The sequence below is a fragment of the Caulobacter sp. GW456-12-1-14-TSB4 genome (assembly GCF_059424195.1).
This window is the reverse complement of sequence record NZ_JBWKZF010000005.1, coordinates 70018-88868: the sequence shown is the minus strand read 5'-3', so window position 1 is coordinate 88868 and position 18851 is coordinate 70018. Positions and strand designations below refer to the sequence as shown.

The 18851-nt window shown below is 67.5% G+C and carries 23 protein-coding genes, 1 tRNA gene and 1 pseudogene; 15 read left to right on the top strand and 10 right to left on the bottom strand.

Annotated features, from left to right (window positions below; translation table 11 throughout):
* The first annotated feature begins 14 nt into the window (after positions 1-14).
* Together AC07YH_RS06385 and AC07YH_RS06380 are read left to right on the top strand one after the other, a co-directional pair.
* Positions 15-665 carry a hypothetical protein gene (locus AC07YH_RS06385; protein ID WP_494746327.1) on the top strand — a complete coding sequence of 217 codons (651 nt, stop codon included), beginning with the start codon at positions 15-17 and terminating at the stop codon, positions 663-665.
* 7 nt (positions 666-672) lie between these two features.
* A complete protein-coding gene (locus AC07YH_RS06380) occupies positions 673-993 on the top strand; it encodes a winged helix-turn-helix domain-containing protein (protein ID WP_494746162.1) in 321 nt (106 codons plus the stop codon).
* 129 nt (positions 994-1122) lie between these two features.
* Here the strand turns inward: AC07YH_RS06380 and gluQRS are convergent, their stop codons facing one another.
* Positions 1123-1965, bottom strand: a complete 843-nt coding sequence (gene gluQRS / locus AC07YH_RS06375) for a tRNA glutamyl-Q(34) synthetase GluQRS (RefSeq protein ID WP_494746161.1) — start codon at positions 1963-1965, stop codon at positions 1123-1125.
* A gap of 7 nt (positions 1966-1972) precedes the next feature.
* Positions 1973-2596 carry a TetR/AcrR family transcriptional regulator gene (locus AC07YH_RS06370; RefSeq protein WP_494746160.1) on the bottom strand — a complete coding sequence of 208 codons (624 nt, stop codon included), beginning with the start codon at positions 2594-2596 and terminating at the stop codon, positions 1973-1975.
* A gap of 164 nt (positions 2597-2760) precedes the next feature.
* Between AC07YH_RS06370 and AC07YH_RS06365 the strand changes: the two genes are divergently transcribed.
* The 5 genes from AC07YH_RS06365 to AC07YH_RS06345 all read left to right on the top strand — a co-directional run bounded on the left by AC07YH_RS06365 (position 2761) and on the right by AC07YH_RS06345 (position 5506).
* Complete coding sequence (locus tag AC07YH_RS06365) at positions 2761-2871, top strand: hypothetical protein (RefSeq protein WP_494746159.1); 111 nt, start codon at positions 2761-2763, stop codon at positions 2869-2871.
* A gap of 178 nt (positions 2872-3049) precedes the next feature.
* Positions 3050-3532, top strand: coding sequence for a transcription elongation factor GreA (greA, locus tag AC07YH_RS06360; protein WP_494746158.1), 483 nt, complete (start codon positions 3050-3052; stop codon positions 3530-3532).
* Between the two features lie 52 nt (positions 3533-3584).
* Positions 3585-4226, top strand: a complete 642-nt coding sequence (locus tag AC07YH_RS06355; RefSeq protein WP_494746157.1) for a DNA-3-methyladenine glycosylase family protein — start codon at positions 3585-3587, stop codon at positions 4224-4226.
* A gap of 174 nt (positions 4227-4400) precedes the next feature.
* Positions 4401-4964, top strand: a complete 564-nt coding sequence (locus tag AC07YH_RS06350) for an HNH endonuclease (RefSeq protein ID WP_099576605.1) — start codon at positions 4401-4403, stop codon at positions 4962-4964.
* Between the two features lie 257 nt (positions 4965-5221).
* Positions 5222-5506 carry a hypothetical protein gene (locus AC07YH_RS06345; protein WP_494746156.1) on the top strand — a complete coding sequence of 95 codons (285 nt, stop codon included), beginning with the start codon at positions 5222-5224 and terminating at the stop codon, positions 5504-5506.
* 9 nt (positions 5507-5515) lie between these two features.
* Here AC07YH_RS06345 and AC07YH_RS06340 read toward each other — a convergent pair whose 3' ends face one another.
* The 6 genes from AC07YH_RS06340 to AC07YH_RS06315 form a co-directional block, all read right to left on the bottom strand.
* Complete coding sequence (locus AC07YH_RS06340) at positions 5516-6025, bottom strand: VanZ family protein (RefSeq protein WP_494746155.1); 510 nt, start codon at positions 6023-6025, stop codon at positions 5516-5518.
* 80 nt (positions 6026-6105) lie between these two features.
* Positions 6106-7848, bottom strand: coding sequence for a M1 family metallopeptidase (locus AC07YH_RS06335; protein WP_494746154.1), 1743 nt, complete (start codon positions 7846-7848; stop codon positions 6106-6108).
* Positions 7849-7922: 74 nt separating this feature from the next.
* Positions 7923-8483, bottom strand: a complete 561-nt coding sequence (locus tag AC07YH_RS06330) for a demethoxyubiquinone hydroxylase family protein (protein ID WP_494746153.1) — start codon at positions 8481-8483, stop codon at positions 7923-7925.
* A gap of 1 nt (position 8484) precedes the next feature.
* Positions 8485-9111: a disulfide bond formation protein B gene (locus tag AC07YH_RS06325; protein ID WP_494746152.1), complete on the bottom strand. Its 627-nt coding sequence runs from the start codon at positions 9109-9111 to the stop codon at positions 8485-8487.
* Positions 9108-9716, bottom strand: coding sequence for a YqaA family protein (locus AC07YH_RS06320; RefSeq protein WP_494746151.1), 609 nt, complete (start codon positions 9714-9716; stop codon positions 9108-9110). Before AC07YH_RS06320 ends, AC07YH_RS06325 begins: the two co-directional genes overlap by 4 nt.
* A 185-nt stretch (positions 9717-9901) precedes the next feature.
* Positions 9902-12097, bottom strand: a complete 2196-nt coding sequence (locus AC07YH_RS06315) for a TonB-dependent hemoglobin/transferrin/lactoferrin family receptor (RefSeq protein ID WP_494746150.1) — start codon at positions 12095-12097, stop codon at positions 9902-9904.
* Between the two features lie 160 nt (positions 12098-12257).
* On the opposite strand from AC07YH_RS06315, the gene AC07YH_RS06310 reads away from it, so the two are divergent.
* Both AC07YH_RS06310 and AC07YH_RS06305 read left to right on the top strand, forming a co-directional pair.
* The gene (locus tag AC07YH_RS06310) at positions 12258-13043 is read left to right on the top strand and encodes a DUF4198 domain-containing protein (RefSeq protein ID WP_494746149.1); all 786 of its coding nucleotides are present in this window, start codon (positions 12258-12260) and stop codon (positions 13041-13043) included.
* Positions 13044-13051: 8 nt separating this feature from the next.
* On the top strand, positions 13052-13519 hold the full coding sequence (locus tag AC07YH_RS06305; RefSeq protein WP_494746148.1) for an EF-hand domain-containing protein: 468 nt from the start codon (positions 13052-13054) through the stop codon (positions 13517-13519).
* A gap of 48 nt (positions 13520-13567) precedes the next feature.
* Here AC07YH_RS06305 and AC07YH_RS06300 read toward each other — a convergent pair whose 3' ends face one another.
* Positions 13568-14254 (bottom strand): hypothetical protein, encoded by a 687-nt coding sequence (locus AC07YH_RS06300; RefSeq protein ID WP_494746147.1) that lies wholly within the window; start codon positions 14252-14254, stop codon positions 13568-13570.
* A gap of 221 nt (positions 14255-14475) precedes the next feature.
* On the opposite strand from AC07YH_RS06300, the gene AC07YH_RS06295 reads away from it, so the two are divergent.
* The 4 genes from AC07YH_RS06295 to AC07YH_RS06280 all read left to right on the top strand — a co-directional run bounded on the left by AC07YH_RS06295 (position 14476) and on the right by AC07YH_RS06280 (position 16613).
* Positions 14476-14724, top strand: a complete 249-nt coding sequence (locus AC07YH_RS06295; protein WP_492812284.1) for a DUF3297 family protein — start codon at positions 14476-14478, stop codon at positions 14722-14724.
* A gap of 41 nt (positions 14725-14765) precedes the next feature.
* Positions 14766-15008 carry a hypothetical protein gene (locus AC07YH_RS06290; protein WP_494746326.1) on the top strand — a complete coding sequence of 81 codons (243 nt, stop codon included), beginning with the start codon at positions 14766-14768 and terminating at the stop codon, positions 15006-15008.
* Positions 15009-15087: 79 nt separating this feature from the next.
* On the top strand, positions 15088-15867 hold the full coding sequence (locus AC07YH_RS06285; protein WP_494746146.1) for a hypothetical protein: 780 nt from the start codon (positions 15088-15090) through the stop codon (positions 15865-15867).
* A 224-nt stretch (positions 15868-16091) separates the two neighbouring features.
* Positions 16092-16613, top strand: a complete 522-nt coding sequence (locus AC07YH_RS06280) for a MarR family winged helix-turn-helix transcriptional regulator (protein WP_494746145.1) — start codon at positions 16092-16094, stop codon at positions 16611-16613.
* On the opposite strand, the gene AC07YH_RS06275 is transcribed toward AC07YH_RS06280, so the two are convergent.
* Positions 16614-17609 carry a P1 family peptidase gene (locus tag AC07YH_RS06275; RefSeq protein WP_494746144.1) on the bottom strand — a complete coding sequence of 332 codons (996 nt, stop codon included), beginning with the start codon at positions 17607-17609 and terminating at the stop codon, positions 16614-16616.
* A gap of 81 nt (positions 17610-17690) precedes the next feature.
* Here AC07YH_RS06275 and AC07YH_RS06270 point away from each other — a divergent pair.
* Together AC07YH_RS06270 and AC07YH_RS06265 are read left to right on the top strand one after the other, a co-directional pair.
* A tRNA-Leu gene (locus AC07YH_RS06270) sits at positions 17691-17775 on the top strand.
* 473 nt (positions 17776-18248) lie between these two features.
* Positions 18249-18351 (top strand): annotated as a pseudogene (locus AC07YH_RS06265) (type B chloramphenicol O-acetyltransferase); the annotation flags it as partial.
* Positions 18352-18851 lie beyond the last annotated feature (500 nt).

The window sequence follows — 18851 nt, the reverse complement described above, 5'->3', positions numbered from 1 at the left end:
TCCATGATGCAGCGCTGAAGGGGATCGGCATGTCCGAAGATCATCTCAAGACCGTCCAGGACGACCTGGCCTTCCTGCGCGGCCTGGCCGATGGCGCGGGCGAGCGCGGTGGGCTGGGCGTGCCGGGCGGGGCGCTCTACGGCTCGGCCGGCGTGCTCTACGGCCTCCAGACCCTGGTCTATTTCGCCCAGGAGCGGGGTCTGGTCAGCCTGGGCTTCACCGGCAACATGGTGCTGGCCTGGATCCCGACGGTGGTCTTCCTGATCCTGATGACCATCGTCATCGTCATCGATCGCAAGAACCCCCAGCGCGGCGTCACCAACCGCGCGGTCAACGCCGCCTTCTCGGCGGCCGGCGTGGCGAACCTGGCCTTGATCATCGTCTTCGCCGCGGCCGCCGCGCGTCACAAGGACTTCCACTACTGGCTGTTCCATCCGGCGGTGGTGTTCATCCTGCAAGGCGCGGTCTGGCAGGTGACCTTCGTGCTGCGCCGGCGGATGTGGACGCTGGCGGTGGCCCTGGGCTGGATCGTCTGCGGCGTGGCCATGGGCGTGCTGATCGAGCGCGCCGACCTCTACCTGCTGATCGCCAGCTTCGGCCTGTTCGCGTTCATGGCCGCGCCCGGCTTCTTCATGATGCGCCAGGCCCTGCGGCCGGCCGCCTGAGACGATCGTGGGTCCCAGGTTCGACATCAGCGGGCTGGACGACGTCATCCACGGCCGGGTGCGGCTGGGGATCGTCGCCTACCTGGCCAGCGCCGAGGTCGCTGACTTCACCGAGCTCAAGGACGTTCTGGAGGTCACCCAGGGCAACCTGTCGATCCACCTGCGCAAGCTGGAGGAGGCGGGGTATGTGGCGATCGACAAGAGCTTCGTGGGTCGGAAGCCGTTGACCCGTGTGCGTTTGACCGAGGCCGGACGGGCGGCGTTTTCGAGCTATCTGAAGGCCATGGGGCAGCTGGTCGAGCAGGCCGGGGGCGGGGGCTCCACCTAACCCCGTTTCCCCGGCGAAAGCCGGGGCCCAGATGGAAGAGCGCTGGGGTGGGTTCCAGGGGCTCCGCGTCCCTCCAATCAGCCCAAGCGCTATGGGATCTGGGTCCCGGCTTTCGCCGGGAAGACGGATTTAGGGGAGGCTCAGTTCTCTTCTGAGATCCGCAGCGCTCATCCCCGCCGCTCGTAGTTCTCGCAAGGTCTGGGCTTTGTCCCGCTTCGCATACCGCTTGCCGTCCGGACCGACCAGCAGACCATGATGCCGATAGGTCGGCGTCTGGTAGCCGAGCAGAGTCTGCAACAGGCGCTGGATATGAGCCGCTTCGAACAGGTCCACGCCCCGGATCACGTGGGTGACGCCCTGCAGCGCGTCGTCATGGACCACGGCCAAGTGGTAGGCGACGCCGACGTCCTTGCGGGCCAGGACGATGTCGCCGGCGGTCTCAGGACGGGCCTGGATGACGCCGGTTTCGCCGTCGGGACCCGCGCCTTGCTCGACAAAGGTCAGGTTCTCGAACCCGCCCAGCGCCTCCCGCGCCGCCACCAGCGACAGCCGCCAGGCGAAGGCCTCGCCGCGTTCGAGGCGTTCGGCCTCTTCATCGGCGAGGAGGGGCTCGCCGACATACGGAATCGCCGGCTCGTGCGGGGCGCGGCCGATGTCGATCTCCTTGCGGGTCTTGAAGCAGCGATAGACCAGGCCGCGCTGACGCAGGGTCTCGATGGCCGCGTGATAGCCGGCCAAGTGCTCGGACTGCCTGCGGACGGGCGTCTCCCAATCTAGCCCCAGCCAGGCTAGGTCCTCGAAGATCGCCGCGTCGTATTCGGGCCGGCAGCGGGTGGCGTCGATGTCCTCGATGCGCAGCAGGAAGCGGCCGCCGGCCGCACGGGCGGCCTGGAAGGCCGTCAGCGCGGAGAAGCCATGGCCGCGATGCAGATGGCCCGTCGGGGAGGGGGCGAACCGGGTGACGAAGCTCACGTGGGCCTCAGGCCGGATCGGAGAACTTCGCGAACATGCCCAGGTGCTCGAACACGGCGCGCAGGAAGGCCTCCTCGCCGCCCAGCTGCGCCTTCAGCGACGCGAACTGCTTGAAGCCGATCATCTCGGCCAGGCCATGGCCGGCGCACCAGGCGGCGATGGTCGCCAGCTCTAGGTCGATGTCGCTGACGTGGCCGCCGCCGTTCTCGTTGATGGTGTCGCGCACCTGACAGTAGGCGCCTTCTTCCTTCATCTTCTCGGGCAGGGCGTCCTTGTCGCGCGAGCGGTCGTACATCACGCGGTAGAGGGCCGGGTTGTCGCGGGCGAAGCAGACATAGGCCACGCCGATATTGGTCATCTTGGCGCGGACGTCCTGGGTGGAAGCGCGGGCCTTGGACAAGGCCTCATCCAGCTCGTGCCAGCCCTCGTGGGCGACGGCTTCCAGCAGCTCGGCTTTGTCCTTGAAGTGGTGATAGGGCGCGGCGGGGCTGACCCCGGCCTCGCGGGCCACGGCCCGCAGCGACAGGGCCGCCGGACCCTCGGTCTCGAGGATCTTGCGGGCGGCGTCGACCAGGGCGCGGCTCAGGTCGCCATGGTGATACGGGCGGGATTCGGCGGTCGCGGTGCTCATCGGATCGGACTGTAACAGCACCTTTCCAAATTTTCATCCAAACACTGTACAGATTATCTTGACGGCGTTCAGATTGGTGTTATCTAAGCATCGTTCAAATTGGTTCGGCGGAGACCCGGCCAAGGCCCATCGGGGGCCAGGACACGAAACTGGAGGGACTACCCATGCAACGCACTCTGAACGCCCTTGAAAACGCCTTCGACCGTATGGCCGCCGGCTATTTCCTCGTCATCGCCCTGGGCGTCGCCGCCGCTGTGGCTGGCGTCGTCATCTAAGCTTTGCTCGCGTACGGCGGGCCGGCCGCTCTGATCCCCCAGAGGTCGCCCGCCGCCGCGTTCGCCTGGCTTGAAGCTTTGCTTTTGCGGAGCTAACCAGATCAGGACGCGTTAGACCTTCGACGCCGTTTCATCCGTACGCGTCGCAGGCACTTCCCATGATCCGAGACTTCTTCCGATGAGCGTCGCCTTCACCAAGGAAGGCGACAGCGAGGCTTTCGCGGCTGATCTGCCCGACCGCCCGATCTCGACCCAACCCAATCTCGTCACGCCCGAAGGCCTGGCCCAGATCGAGGCCGAGCTGGCCGATGCGCGCGCCGCCTACAGCGCCGCCCAGGCCGGCGGCGGGGCCGCCGACGGCGACCGCACGGCCATGGCTCGCGCCACTCGCGACCTGCGCTACTGGTCGGCCCGCCGCGCCACCGCCCAGCTGATGGAGCGCGACCCCGGCAAGACCGCCGTGCAGTTCGGCGACCGCGTGACGTTCGAGCGCGAGGACGGCCGCGTGCAGACCTTCCGCATCGTCGGCGAGGACGAGGCCGACCCGACCAAGGGCTCGGTGTCCTATGTCGCCCCGATCGCCCGCGCCCTGCTGGGCAAGGTCGTCGGCGACGTCTCGCCCGCGCCGGGCGGCGAGGTCGAGATCACGTCCATCGGCTAGTTCAGCAAGTTCCGGATTGTCAGCGGCCGCGGGGCAGGGTCCCTTGCGGCCGATGTTCGTTCCGCCCACCGCCGACGCCCTCCTCGAAGCCCGCAAGGCTCTGGCCGCCGCCGATCCGGCCCTGGCGGCCATGGAGGCCCTGACCCCGCCGTTCGAGTGGCGGGTGAACACCGGCGGTTTCCCGGGCCTGCTGAAGATGGTCGTACAGCAGCAGGTCTCGCTGGCCTCGGCCGCCGCCATCTGGGCGCGGGTCGAGGCGGGCCTGCCCGAGATGACGCCCGAGCGGGTGATGGGGCATGAGCAGGACTATCTGCTGTCGCTGGGTCTCTCGCGGCCGAAGGCGCGCTACGCCCACGCCATCGCCCACGCCCACCTGACGGGCAGCTGCGACTTCGACGCCCTGCCGGGGATGTCCGATGAAGAGGCCATCGCCGCGCTCACGGCGATCACCGGCATCGGCCGCTGGACCGCCGAGGTCTATCTGATGTTCACGCAAGGAAGGCTCGACATGTTCCCCGGCGGCGATGTCGCCCTGCAGGAAGCCATGCGCTGGGCCGACCGCGCCGAAGTCCGCCCGAACGAGAAACAGGCCTATCAGCGTGCGGAGCTTTGGCGGCCGTATCGCGGTGTCGCCGCCCATCTGCTCTGGGCCTGCTACGGCGCCGTCAAACGCCGCGAGATCGCGCCTTTCTGAGCCCCGTCGGCGAGATGTCTTGGTTCTGTCGCTGACATGGCCCATCCTTTCCATGCGTTCGGGAATGAATGGCGATTCCCTGAATAGCGTAGGAAGGAGGCCCGTCTTCAGTCCTGTCGCGTACCCCATCAGCCGAGGTGCTGAACGTCTTTGCGTTCGCCTCGAAGGGAGGATCTGATGCAGGTCCTCACACGCCCGCCATCGGGCATGCCGGCTCTCGTGCTCAACGCCGATTTCAGGCCGCTCAGCTATTATCCGCTGTCCCTCTGGCCGTGGCAGGAGGTGATCAAGGCGGTGTTCCTGGATCGCGTCGACGTCGTGGCCAGCTACGACCAGGTCGTCCATTCGCCGTCGTTCGAGATGCGGCTGCCCAGCGTCGTGGCGCTGAAGCAGTACGTCCCTCAGGAGCGGCCGCCGGCCTTCACCCGTTTCAACCTGTTCCTGCGCGACAGCTTCAGCTGCCAGTATTGCGGTTCGCCGGAGGACCTGACGTTCGACCACGTGATCCCCCGCTCGCGCGGCGGCCGCACGACCTGGGAGAACATCGTCACCGCCTGCGCGCCCTGCAATCTCAGCAAGGGCGGTCGCACGCCGCGCGAAGCCGGCATGCAGCCCTTCCACAACGCCCGCCGCCCGTCGATGCACGAGTTGCAGGAGCGGGGACGCCGCTTCCCGCCGGGGAGGCTGCACGTCAGTTGGCTGGACTATCTGTACTGGGACATCGAGCTGGAGGCGTAGGCGCCGTCGGCTTCAGACAGCAAAACGGCCCGGGCTATTGCATGAGGGGATAGCTGTCCCGGGCCGTAGCTGTGGGCGGAAGGGGATAGACCGCCGAAGCTGAACCTTAAATGCGGAGCCGATGGTCAAGGTTCCAGGGCGGTCCAGGAAATATTTCACGGCTGACACAGGTTGTGTGGCGGGTCCCCGACCATGCAACCCGAACCTCGACCGGCGGGTTTTTATCTACGAGGCGAAAAGCCACGGGAGATCACGCCATGAGCCGACAAGCCAATACCGACAGCGATCAACGCCACTTCACGCACGGCACCGCCGCGTCCACGGCCGACCTGGCCTCCGAGGCCAAGGTCCGTCCGGAAGACCGGCACATCGACGCCCCGCACTCGCGGGAAGCCAAGCGTCCGCTGGCCGAGAACGAGAAGCACGACCAGCTGGCCGCCAAGGTCGAGAAGTCCGAGAGCCGTCAGGAGGCCCTGCTGGACGAGGGCCTGGAAGAAAGCTTCCCGGGCAGCGACCCGGTCAGCGTCAAGCGCATTACCTGACGGGCTAAACTACCGAGCGGGAAAACGCTTGGCGGCGCGTTCGGCGAAGCTGGACGCGCCGGCCGGGATCGCTCCCTCGGGCGCTGGCGCCGGCGCGGGACGACGGCGGCCACGACGGCGATCCATCCGCTTGATCTGAGCGAAGGTGAGATTGCCCTTCTCGCGGGCCATCTTGCGGACCGTCTCGATCATGCTGGCGCCGTAGATCGTCATGATGCCGGTCGCGTCGGCCACCCAGTCGGCGACGTTGCCGTCACGGCCGGCCATGAGCTGGGCCACTTCGATCGCCGCGCCCATCACCAGGGCCACGACCATCAGGTCGTTGCGGCGCATGCGCGGGAAGGCCAGGAACGACACCGCCAGCAGACCGCCGAACGCGATGGCGTGGGCTTCCTTGTCGGTCAGGCCGAAATTGCCTTCCGCGCCCTGGAACGGACCCAGGGTCAGCACCACCACGGCCAAGGATCCGGCGAACAGCGTGAAGCGCGCGGCGTTGACGAAGTGAACGGGCTTGAACATGGACGCGACCTCCAGAAGGACGCGCCGGTCCTAACAGCGAAGATCGCGCTATTCGGTGAACGGACAGGGTTAGCGAGACACTACTTCTTCTCGGCGTCCGCCTTCTTCTTGGCCTCGGCTTCGGCCTTGGCCGCGTCGTCCTGAATCTTCTTCCAGGCCAGGTAATCCTCCAGATAGGGCTGGCGGCGCAGGACCTTAGAGGCGGGGTCGACGATCACCGGGACGATGTCGCCCACGGCCACGCGGCCGGTCCCGTCGGCCATCGGCAGGGTAACCACCTTGCCGCCGACCTTGACCTCCACCGGCATCGGGAAGGGCTTGTCGCCCGGCGTCTTCCACTTCAGCACCAGGTCGCCGCCCTCGCGGGTTTCGAGCAGGTCGGGCTGCGCGGCCTCGTAGAGATAGACGTCGAAGAACCAGCCGTAGTCCTTGCCGGTCACCTGGTTGACGATCTTGATGAAGTCCTTGGTGCCCAGGTAGCGGGTCGTGAAGTTGCCGGGCCTCGGATCATCGCGGCCATAGACGGCGATACGGGTGATCCGGAAGAAGGCCTCGTCGCCGATCAGGGTCCGCAGCGTGTGCAGGACATTGGCGGCCTTGTAGTAGATGTCGTTCCCCGGCCCGCGGTCGGGATTGTACACCTCGTCCTCCACCAGCTGCTTGCCGGAGACGATCGGGAAGCGGTTCTTGCTGTCGATCCGCATCTGGTTCAGGCGCGCCATGTACTCCATGTCGCCGTGCAGCCACTGCGACATCAGCGGCTGCATGTAGGTGCCGTAGCCCTCGTGCAGCCACATGTCGTCGTTGTCGGCGTTGGTCAGCTGGTTGCCGAACCACTCGTGCGCGAACTCGTGCTGCAGCAGCCAGTCGAAGCCGTAGACCTCCTTCTTGTACTTGTTGCCGTAGGCGTTGATCGTCTGGTGCTCCATCCCGAGGTGCGGGGTCTCGACCACGCCCATCTTCTCGTCGCGGAAGGGGTAGGGGCCGATCATCTGCTCGTAGAAGTCCAGCATCGGCGCGAACTCGGCGAACAGGCCCTTGGCCTTGTCGGCGCTGCCCTTCAGGTACCAGAACGACATCGGGAAGCTGTCGCCGAAGCGGCTCTTGTACGGGGCGGTCAGCTCCTCGTAGGGGCCGACGTCCAGGGCGATGGCGTAGGTGTTGGGGTTCTTGGCCTGCCAGTTGTAGGTCCGCCAGCCGTCCTTCTCGGTCATGCCCTTGAAGACGCCGTTGGCCGGGGCGACCAGCGGGGCGGGGACGCTGACGTGCAGGTCCACCAGCTTGGGCTCGCCGGTCGGATAGTCGATGCAGGGCCAGAAGATGTCGCAGCCATCGCCTTGCACGGCGGTGGCGATCCAGGGCTCGCCGGTCGGGGCCTTGCTCCAGACGAAACCGCCGTCCCAGGGCGCGCGCTTGGCCTCCAGCGGCACGCCGTCATAGGCGACGACCACGGTCACGACCTTGCCCTTGGCGACCTTCCTGGGAAGGGCGATGGTCATCCGGCCTTCGGGATTGGTCCAGGTCGCGGCCTTGCCGTCGACCGTCAGCTTGCGGATCGTGAAGACGCGGTCGAAGTCCAGGACCAGCTTGGTGAGCGCGCTCCTGGCCGTGAAGGTCAGGGTCGCCTCGCCCTCGATGGCCTTCTTGTCGGGCAGGATCTTGAACTTCAGGTCGGCGTGGTCGAACGCCAGGGCCCGCTGCTCGGCGGGCATCGGGCCGCCGGTGCTCAGGGAGAGTTCGCTGGTCTTCAGGGGCTCGGCTGCGTGCGCGGTCGACAGGGCCAGGAACGACGCCGCGCAGGCGGCGAGGATGCGGAACGACAAGAGGGCGACTCCCCAACGCGAAAACTCGTTGAGGCATCGGTAGGCCCGCCCGAAAGCGGCGCCAAGGGCAGGGCCTAGATCTTCTCGCTGATCTTGATGGCGGCGCGGCAGCCGGCCTGGATCACGGCGGTCAGCAGCGGATAGGCGACGGCCTCGTGGGCGCCTTCCTCGACGGCGATGTCGCGGTGGCCCAGCTCGTCGTCGCGGAACTGGGTCAGTTCGGCGGCCAGGGCCGGGTCGCGGTCCTTCAGCTCCTCGATCTGGCCGGCATAGTGCTTCTCGATGACGTTTTCGACCGCCTCGGTGCAGGCGTGAGCGGCCTTGTCGCCCAGCAGGGCGGTGCCGGCCCCCAGGGCGAAGGCAGCGGCGCGCCAGACCGGCGACATCAGGGTCGGACGCACCTGGCGCTCTGCCAGCAGCTCGTTGAAGCGGGTCAGATGGACCTGTTCGTGGCCCTCCATCTCCTTCAACTGGTCGGCGATGCGCTCGCGGCCTGGCGCGGCGCGCATGACGGCCGCCTGACCGCGATAGATATGCACGGCCGCCAGTTCGCCGGCCTGGTCGACGCGCAGGATCTCGGCGAGGCGCGAGGCCAGGGCGCCTTGACCGGGGCGAGGCGGGACCGGCTTCGTCATCCTAGAGCGTCTCCGCCTTGCGCAGGCCCGCCAGCACCGACCAGACGGTCAGCTTCAGCGAGGCCACAGCGTTCCAGCCAGCCATCGACAGCCCCAGGAACACCCAGGCGGCCTTGTCGCACATCGGCGCCTTGATCTGGACCGTGCCGTTCAGCATGGCCGAGAGGTTGGTCGCGCTGGCGACGCCGCTGCCGGTGCAGGTGGTCGGACCCGGCCACCACTTCCACTCGACGCCGGCGTGGAACACGGCCAGGCCCGTCCCGTAGAGGAAGATCGCGCCCAGCAGCAGGTTCACCGGCTGGCGCAGGCGGGTCCATAGCGGCGTGCGCTGCAGGATCGCGCCGATCAGACCGACGGTCCCGGCCAGCCAGTAGACCTCGCGGGCCTTCAGGCAGAGGTGGCAGGGGGCGAGGTGGCCGAAGGTCTCGAACGAATGGGCGATGGCCAGCATCAGGGCGCTGGACAGCAGCGCCACCAGCGGCCATTCGCGGGTCACCAGATCGTAGACGACGCCTATGAAGGTCTTGGTCGGGGCAGGGGCCAGGGCAGTCGCCGGGCCGCGCACGGGCGTGGCCACGGGCGGCTCGCCACCGGCCGGAAGTTCAGTCTTCGAAACGTCTGTCGTCACGCGGCGCAAGCTCCAGCATGTCCGCCCCCACCGATGAAGTGGCTCGCGGCCAGGCCGATGACAAGGAGCGCGATCAAGATTCCGGCGAACAGCGCCAGGCGGCGCTCGACGATCGGCATCATGGCCGGGCCGAACTTCTTGACGATGAAGGCGACCAGGAAGAAGCGCGCGGCGCGGGTCACGGTCGAGGCGGCGATGAAGATCGGGAAGCTGAACGCGGCCAGGCCCGAGGCGATGGTCACCAGCTTGTAGGGGATCGGGGTCAGGCCCTTGGCCAGGATCACCCAGACGCCGTACTTGCCGTACCAGCACTGGAACTGCTCCAGCCCGCCCGAGTGGCCGGTGATGGACATCATCCAGAGGCCGAAATCGCGCAGGAAGTAGCCGATACACCAGCCGAGCGCCCCGCCCAGCACCGAGGCGAGCGTGCAGATCAGGGCGTAGCGCCAGGCCTTTTCCGGCTTGGCCAGCACCATCGGGGCCAGCATCACGTCCGGCGGGATCGGGAAGAACGAGCTCTCCGCGAACGAGACGGCGAACAGGCTTTTCGAAGCGTGTCGAGAAGCGGCCAGGCCCATGACCCAGTCGTAGAGGCGACGCAGCATGCGAACTCCGATGTCGTGACGCGGTCGGTCGTAAAGCGTGAGCGCGCAAAGTGTAAGGGGGTTTTGGCGCGAGCCATGGCCCTTAAGCGCAAAACGCCCCGATCCGGTCGGATCGAGGCGTTCTGTTCATGGGATATGCGGCGCGCGCGGCTTCCCGGCCCACGCGCGCCGCTCCATTCCCGGTCCTAGAACTTCAGCGCAAGGGAGACACTGTAGTTGCGGCCGGGCTGGCTGTAGCCGTCCTTGACGGTCGAGGTGTCGGCGAGGCCACGGGCGTCGCTCCACCACCAGTACTTCTCGTCGGTCAGGTTGAAGACGCCGGCGCGCACGGTCACCGCGTCGGTCACGGCGAACCAGGCGGTGGCGTCGGCGACGGTGAACGACGGCGGCAGGAAGCAGCCGCCGGTGCAGGTCACGCCCGCCTTGCTGGCCGCCTTGCGGTCCGAGTGGATGACGCTGAAATCGCCGCCGAACCGGCCCGCGGGGTCACGATAGGCGACGCCGCCCGTCAGCTTGACCGGGTCGATCGACACCAGCGGCGTGCGCACGCCGTTGGTCTTGGACGAGCCCTTGGCGTACGAGGCCGTGGCGCGGGCGCTGAAGCCGTTGCCGAAGTCGTACGAGGCCTTGGCCTCGGCGCCGCTGATCTTGGCGTCCGACAGGTTGATGTACTGGTAGACGGCCGGGGTGGCGGCGGTGAAGTTGCCGCTGACCTGCACCTGCTCGATGAAGTCGTCGTACTTGCCGGTGAAGCCGGTGACGGCCGCGCGGAAGCCGCCCTGATGGAAGCGGACGCCGCCCTCGATGGTCTTGCTGGTCTCGGGCTTCAGGTCGGGGTTGGAGATCGACTTGTAGTTCGAGATCAGGTTGGCGAAGCCGGTGTTGATCTGGATCGGGGCGGGGGCCTTGAAGCCGGCCGCGGCGTTGGCGAATACGGTGACGACGTCGCTGGCGTTCCACACCACGCCCAGCTTCGGCGAGATGTGCGAGTCGCTCTGGCCCGACGAGGCGGTGGTGAACAGCGGGTCGGCCTTCGGGTCCAGCTTGTAGTAGTCGAAGCGGACGGCCGGATAGATCGACACCGGACCGGCGGTGATCTCGTCCTGCACATAGAGGCCGGCCAGGGTGAAGTCCGTGGTCGGGAAGGCCTTGGCGGGGAAGGTCTCGCCGGCCGGCGGCACCGTGCCGTCACGCGTGCCCTGCTGGCGGGTGATCGAGGCGTCGCCGCCCCAGACGATCTCGTGCTTCAGGTTCCCTGCGTCGAAGACGCTATGCAACTCGACGCTGGCGCCCAGGACGCGGTTGTTGAACGTGGCGTCGCGGGTGCGGTCGACGGCGGTCGAGCGATCCTCGGCCGAGAACTGGCGGGTCGTGCTCTTCTGCCAGTAGACGGTCGAGCGGGCGGCGTTGATCAGACCTTCGCCGCCGTCGAAGCGATGGTCGGCGCTGACGCGGTTGCGCTTGACCTTGTCGAAGGCGGTCAGGCCGATGACGCTGGTCGAGGCCAGCGGCGGCTTGGCGATGGCCGACAGCACGGTCCAGTCGACGTCGCGGTCCAGGTGATCGACCGTCAGGCGGAAGCGGTTCTTGTCATTGGGGCTGTAGATCAGCTTGCCCAGGAACGCGTTGGACTGGTTGTCCTCGGGGTTGGCGGTGGTGCGGTCGGTATTGGCCGAGTCGTTCGTGCCGGCCGTCTTCTGGCCCTTGCCGTCGCGGCGGGTATAGGCGGCCAGGGCCTCCCAGCGGTCCGACTTGCCGGCCAGCAGCAGGCTCTCGGTCCAGCTCTCGTCGGCCGAGGCGTAGCCGACGCGGGCGCGGCCGGCGAAGGACTTGCCGTCCTTGACGATGTCCGACGGGTCCTTGGTGATGAAGCTGACCGAGCCGGCCAGGCCGTCGGCGCCGTACAGGGCCGAGGCGGGACCGCGCACGATCTCGACCGACTTCAGGATATCGAGGTCCACATAGTCGCCACGGCCGGTCGACTGGGCGCCGAACGCGAAGCCGTCCGGCACGCGCACGCCGTCGACGACGATCAGGACACGGTTGCCTTCCAGGCCGCGGATGTTGAAGCCGGCGTTGCCGTCACGGCCCGTCGAGGCGCCGGCGGCGGTGAAGCGGGCAGGGGCGCTGCGGACCGACACGCCCGGTTCGTCGCGGACCAGGTCCTTGATGTCCTTGACCAGGCCGTCCTCGATCTCGTCCGACGAGATGACCGTGACGGTGGCCGGGACCTTGGCGACCGACTTTTCCGAGCGGGTGGCGGTGACGGTGACCTTGTCGACTTCGACGGCGTCGGCAGCGGTGTCGGCCGCGTGCGCGGCGGTGACGAGCAGGGCGGTGGCGGAGGCGGCCGCGAAGGCGGCCAGCTTCAGGCGAGACATCGATATCCCCTCGATGGTGCGTTTGCGACTTAGTCGCATTTGATGGGTGGTGGCCTAAAGCCGGCGTCCCGACCGGTCAAGCTATTTGCAATTGATTCTTAGAACTAATCGCAATATCCCCGGTTTCGCCGCGACTGGAGCGGCGCCTGGGGTGTTTCCGATGATCCGTTCTCTCCGCGCAGGCCTGTTGGGCGGCGCGCTCCTGCTGGCCCTGGCTGCCCCGGCCGCCCAGGCCCACTCGCCCTATCTGCTGCCGACGGTGTTCGACGCCTCGGACCGCAAGATCGTCACCGTGCAAGGCGCCTTCACCGAGAGCTTCTTCACGCCCGAGGTGGTGATGAAGTCCGACGCCTATGCCGTGATCGGCCCCGATGGCGTCCGCATCCCGCTCACCCCGGTCTACACGCGCGAGCTGGCGCTGGTCGAAGCCGTCACCGAGAAGCCGGGCACCTATCGCATCACCACCGGCCTGCGCGGCGGCCGCACCGCCAAGGCCGCCCTGGTCAAGGGCGAGTGGCAGTTCTTCGAGGGCGACAAGGCTCCGGCCGACGCCATCGACATGCAGAGCCTGACCATGGCCGACGTCTATGTCACGCGCGGCGCGCCGAACGACGCGGCCCTGGCGCCGATCGGCAAGGGCCTGGAGTTCAAGGCCGTCACCCACCCCAGCAAGATCGTCACCGGCCAGGACGCGGTGTTCGAGGTGCTGTTCGACGGCAAGCCGCTGGCCAACCAGGCGATCGAGTTCGTCGCCGCCGAGGACCGCTACGCCGATAGCAAGCCCGCGCCCAAGACCGTCACCAGCGACGCCAAGGGGCGCTTTGCCGTGAAGCCCGACCACTCGGGTCTCTATCACGTCCAGACCCGCTATCGCGTCGCCCCGGCCGCCGCCGGCCAGCCGGGCCAGAGCTTCACCTACGCCCTGACCTTCGAATCCCTCCGCTAGGACATCCCATGAAGACCCGCATCATCCTCGCCGCCGCCATCGCCGCTTCGCTGGCCGCTGGCTCGGCTCATGCCGCCTCGCACGCCCGCGACACCTTCATCAAGGAGCAGGACCAGAACGGCGACGGCGTCGTCACCAAGGACGAGTTCGCCGCCACCCGCGCCCTGCAGTTCGCCGCAACCGACGCCGACAGGAACGGCTCGCTGTCGCGGTCCGAATATGTCGGCGAGTTCAAGGCGCGCCTGGAGAAGAAGCTCGCCGCCGACGACCGCACGCCCGAGAAGAAGGAAGAGGAACGCGAGCGCCAGATGCGCCAAGCCGACGTCCGCTTCGGCGTGCTCGACAGCGACAAGAGCGGCGCCATCACCCGCGCCGAGTTCGACTATTCGGGCTGGCGGATGTTCAACCACCACGACACCAACAACGACGGGACGGTCTCGGCCGCCGACCCGGTCAAGGAAGACCCGCAGGACTAAGCGGGAAGGGCGCTCCGCCGAGGAGCGCCCTTTTCCAGGTGAAGATCGCTAGGGCGCCGGTTTGGAGAGCGGCTTCACGACCACGTATCGGATCGAGACATTGGTTGCTTTCAGCACTTTCAGCCTGGCGCCGCGAAAGCCGATTTCGTCTCCATCGGCGAGATCGTAGCTCAGCTCCTGAGAAAAGGCTGGCCGCGCCATGTCGCGCATGAACTCACGATAGGAGAGGCTGACCGTGCCCTTCGAGACGCCACTGTACAGGAGCTGTATTTTGAAGCCGTCTGTTCCCAGGTCTTCGAGACCCTCGGCGCTTACGACGGCCCCCGGCGCCTCGGTGATCAGTTTCCTGCCAGCTGTCTGAAGATAGGCTCTAGGTGATCCGCCATCAGCCGGAATCAAAAGGCCCGCAAACTTGTATGGGTCCATGCTCATCAGGTTCTTCATCATCACCGGCGCCACGGATTGATAGAAGCGCCCGTTCGCATCGGTAGCGACGAGCGTGTAGACACCGGCAGGGAGCACGATCCTGGCCAGGGCGACCTTGCCCGAAGTGACGGGCTGCTCCAGGCGCACTGCGGCGGCTCGATAGACGCGCTCAAGTAACATGATCGGCTGACCGACCTCGGCCTCCATCTCCACGCCGGGCGCTGGCGAGCTACGTTCAACCAAGTCTTGCGCATTCGCGCGGACCGACATCGCCGCGCACAAGATCGCAGCACAAGCCCACAGTCGCATTTCCACTCCCACCCGCTTAGGCGCACGCTCTCACCGCGCGGCCGTCGATCCAAGATCTGGCAAGCGTTCTACACACTCAATGTACGCGCGTCGTCAGCGCGGCGACTCAATGTCTGGTCTCATCAGGCGAGTTAACGCCCACGACTTGGACTTTCGGCGTTTCATCGCTATCACCGCCGGCCAGAACACAGGGCCGCCGGCCCGGACGAAAGCCAGAGACCATGAGCGACACGCCTCCCGACCGCCTCTCCGTCAATCCCGACAGCCCGTACTACGACGCGGACCTGCTGGAGCGCGGCATCGGCATCCGCTTCAAGGGCGTCGAGAAGACCAACGTCGAAGAGTACTGCATCAGCGAGAAGTGGGTGCGGGTCGCAGCCGGCAAGACCGTGGACCGCAAGGGCAACGCCATGACCCTGAAGCTGCAGGGCGAGGTCGAGGCCTATTTCCGCGACACCGCCGAAGGCTGAGGCCTTTGAGCGATCCGATCGGCGATCCCGACCTGGAGGCCATGGCGCGCGACGAGCTTTCGCGCGCCGTGACCCTGCGCTGGCAGGAGCTGAAGGGAATCGTTCCGTGGGGCGACACCTTCGAGGGCATTTCGCCGGCCGGCCGCTATGTCGAGGTCGAGCGCAACTATCTTTGGGCCGCTGCCGAGGGCGGCGACATCCTCTGCGAGGTCACCGTCTATGGCGGCCCGTCGCGCTATGACGCCGGCGCCAAGGTCTCCAGCATCATTTCCGCCCCGACCTGAGCAGCTTCGCCGTGCATCTGTAACGCTGTTGCGTTAACCATATGGTGTTCGCAGAACGCCGTATGGCGGAGGGGGCCTGGTGTATCAGTCTGAATTTCCGGTCGAGCAGCCGGTGCCGGTCTTCGACCCGACCCTGGTGTTCCTGCTGATCCTGGCCGGCATCGCCATCGCGGCCCTGGCCTTCTTCGCCGGCCGCCTGACCGGGCGGGGCGACAAGGGCGAGAAGACCGACGGCGTTCCCAAGAAGATCCACGAGGCCATCAAGGCCAAGTGCGTGGCCGCCTCCAGCGCCCATTCCGGCGAGCTGGAGAAGAAGGCCCACGAGCTGCTGGACGAGGTCCGGCGCCTGGTCGGCCCGCTGCTGATGTTCGGTGGCCCCTGCGCCAAGGCCTTCAAGCACCTCTCCGACGCCATCGAGGGCAAGCCGCCCGAAGAGAAGCCGAAGGAAGCGCCCAAGGACGGCCACCACGGCGCGGCCCACGGCAAGGACGACAAGCACGGCAAGCCCGCCGAGGACAAGGTGTGCGCCGAGCATGGCCACGACAAGCACAAGTGCGACGACAAGTGCCGGGGCGGCGGGTTCGAGCTGCTGAGTCGCAATGTGACGATCGTCGGCTCCCAGACCGTGCTGCTGGCCACCCACAAGCCGGAGACCAAGCCCGAGCCGGAACATCACCACGAAGAGCCGAAGGGCCCGGACTCCAAGGAATTCAAGCAGCTGCTGCGCCTGGCCGTGGCCGAGTTCGCCGACTTCTGGAACCGTCCCAACTGCCTGCGCGAGCTGGAGGATTGCCAGAAGGCGCTGACGACCTTGCCGGCGATGCCCAAGGACAAGCCGCACGGCGCCGACCACCACTGAAACCCTGGAGGCATGAGAACGCCGTTCAGGAAGGCGAGACGGCTATTCTCTGCCCAAGCGGCGTGCGAATGTGATCCTTCGTTCGAGCGAACTCGCCCCGTCGTTGAGGCGCGGGCCGGGGTCCCTCACACCAAGAATAAGCGCGGTCGTCTGACCGATGCGGAATGGACTGGCGAAGGCTGCTCCTCCGAGGCGGCCACGCCCGGGAGGACGAAAGGAAGGGCATGACCGCGACGGTCTCCACGATCACGTCTGGCGCCACTGAAGCGCCCGAGCCCGGCGTCAGCCTGGTCGATTACGTTCCCTATCGCCTGGCCACGGCTTCGGCGGCCGTCAGCCGCCTGATCGCGCGAGCCTATGAAGACCGCTTCGGCCTGACCATCCCGCAGTGGCGGTTGATGTCGGTGCTGGCCGAGGGCTCGCTGACCCAGCACACGGCCGTCACCCGCACGGCCATGGACAAGGTCCGCGTCAGCCGCGCCGCCCAGGAACTGGTTGTCCGCCGCCTGGTAGCCCGCACCACGGTCCGCTCGGACCGCCGCTCGCATACCCTGGAACTGACCGCCGCCGGCCGTCGGCTGTTCGCCGAGATCGCGCCTCTGGCGCTGGCTTACGAGGCGACCCTGCTGGCCGGGCTGCAGCCCAGCGAGGTGGCGATGTTCAAGCGCCTGCTGGACCACCTGGAAACCGCCGCCGTCCAGCTGACCGGCGGCGAGACGGTCAGCCCGCCCTCCAGCGAGGTCTAGCTAGCGAGCTTTGGCTGCCTCGAACACCGCCCGGGCGATCGCGCGGGCCACGCAGTCGGCCGCCGCCGCGCCGATCCTCGCCCGCATCAGCCCGCGCATCGGATCGGGGCCCAGCGCCACAGCGCCCGAGGCCAGGGCGAAACAGACATCACCGTCGAACGGCGAGTGCGAGGGGCGGACCGCCCGCGCCATGCCGTCATGGGCCATCATCGCCATCCGCTGAGCCTCGGCGGCGCTGAGGTCGGCGGTGGTCGCCACCAGGGCCAGGGTGGTGTTGGCCCCGGCTTTCAGCCGCGCGGCCAGCTTCGAATCATCCGGGATCGGCTCGACGGAGGGCGGCATGTCCACGGCTGGCCGCCTGCCGCCGAACTCGCCGTCGATCTCGTAGGGCCAGGCCCAGAAGGTCTCGCCGTCGGGCATGTAGGGCGTGCCGACCGGATTGGCCGCCACCAGCGCCGCGACGATCACGCCATCGCCCAGGTCGATCGAAGCCGAGCCCAGCCCGCCCTTGCGGATCCCCGCCATCGCCCCGCGCCCGGCCCCGACCGAGCCCAGCGGGAAGTCCTCGCCCGCCGCCGCGACGGCCTTCATGCCCAGCTCGCGATAGGGCGGGGAAAGCCCCCAGGCCTTGTCGCCGCCATTGCCCAGGTCGTGCAGGCAGGCCGCCGGCACGATCGGGATGGCCGGCGTCCCCGGCGACAGCTTCAGGCCGTGCTCGCGCGCCGACAGCGCCACGGCCGCCCCGTCCGCCGCGCCCAAGCCGAACACCGAACCGCCCGAGAAGCAGATGGCGTGGGCCTTCGAGAAGCTGTTCTCCGGCCGCAGGGTGTCGGTCTCGCGCACCGCCGGCCCGCCGCCGCGCACGTCGACCGCCGCCGTCCAGGCCTCGGGGCACACGACCACCGTCACGCCGGTCCGCACGGCCTCATCCTCGACGCAGCCGACGCGGAGGCCAGGGACGTCGGTGATCAGGTTGCGCGGGCCAGGTTTCAGCATCGGGAATCTCCGTTCGGACGATGCTAGACCGCCCCGCCGACGCCTGATAGGAAGACCACCCTTCGCGGAGACGCGAAGCCTGCGGGCGTGGTGAAACTGGTAGACGCGCCGGACTCAAAATCCGGTTCCGAAAGGAGTGTCGGTTCGACCCCGACCGCCCGCACCAACTTCTTCTTTCGATAGATTCCAGGGCGTTTGCCCCGTGATGCGAGACGGCGCATCCGTCCGAGGCTAAGCTTCGGCATGGATTGGACTCAGCCCGTTCCCATCGATATCCCGCCGCAGAACGCGTCCCTGCAAAGGCGGGCGCTTTTGTTCTTCGGCCACTACGACTGCCGAGTCTATCTGACGCCGACCGCCTATATCGACGTCGGCGCGGGCTCGCTGAAGTGCGCTTTCAGCATCACCCAGCTGCAGGAAGGCTATGTCGGCAGTCTTGGCCGCATCGGCCGTTTCTGCGAGTTCGCCGCGTGCGAGATCCAGTCGGCCGGGGAGCATCACAACGCCTTGCCGGTGAACATCGGCATGTCGCAGTCGCCGCTGCTGGCCCAGGTGATGCAGCAGGCCGGGATCAAGGCGCTGACGGGGACGCAAGCGATCGACATCGGTTCTGGTGTCGTGCTCTCCGCCGGCGCGAAGGTGCTGGCCGGCGCCGCCATCGGCGATGGCGCGGTGGTCGGGGCCGGGGCGGTGGTCACGAAGTCGGTGGAGCCGTTCTCGATCGTCGGCGGCGTGCCGGCGCGGACGATCCGTACGCGCTTCGACGATGCCACGGGGCGGAAGGTCGCGCTCGGGCGGTGGTGGGACCGACCCGTCGCCGATCTGCTGGTCCAGGCCGCGCGTCTGCAGGACCTGGCGCTCGAACCCCTGGACGCGGTTCGCGCCGAACGACCCCGGTTCGTCTTCCATGCCGAGACGTCGGAGAGCTTCAAGTTTGTCGGCGTGGCGGACGGCGAGGAGATCAAGCGCATCGTGGTCGCGCCGCCCGCCGTCCAGCGCTATGTCGAGCAGGCCTATGGATCAGGGCCGTACTACTGGCTCGCCGACTGTTGGAGCTAGATGGACCGACCGTCGGCCCGCGCCCGCTGGATCAGGCCGCGCGGCTTCCGGAAGGCGTGTCGGTTCGACCCCGGGGGGGCGCCCGCACCAGCACTCTTTTTGAACTTGTGAAGTCCCAGACGGTGAAAACAGTCAGGGTCTTTCCGTCCGCACGACGTGTTCAAGGGCGCATGTTTGTCATGC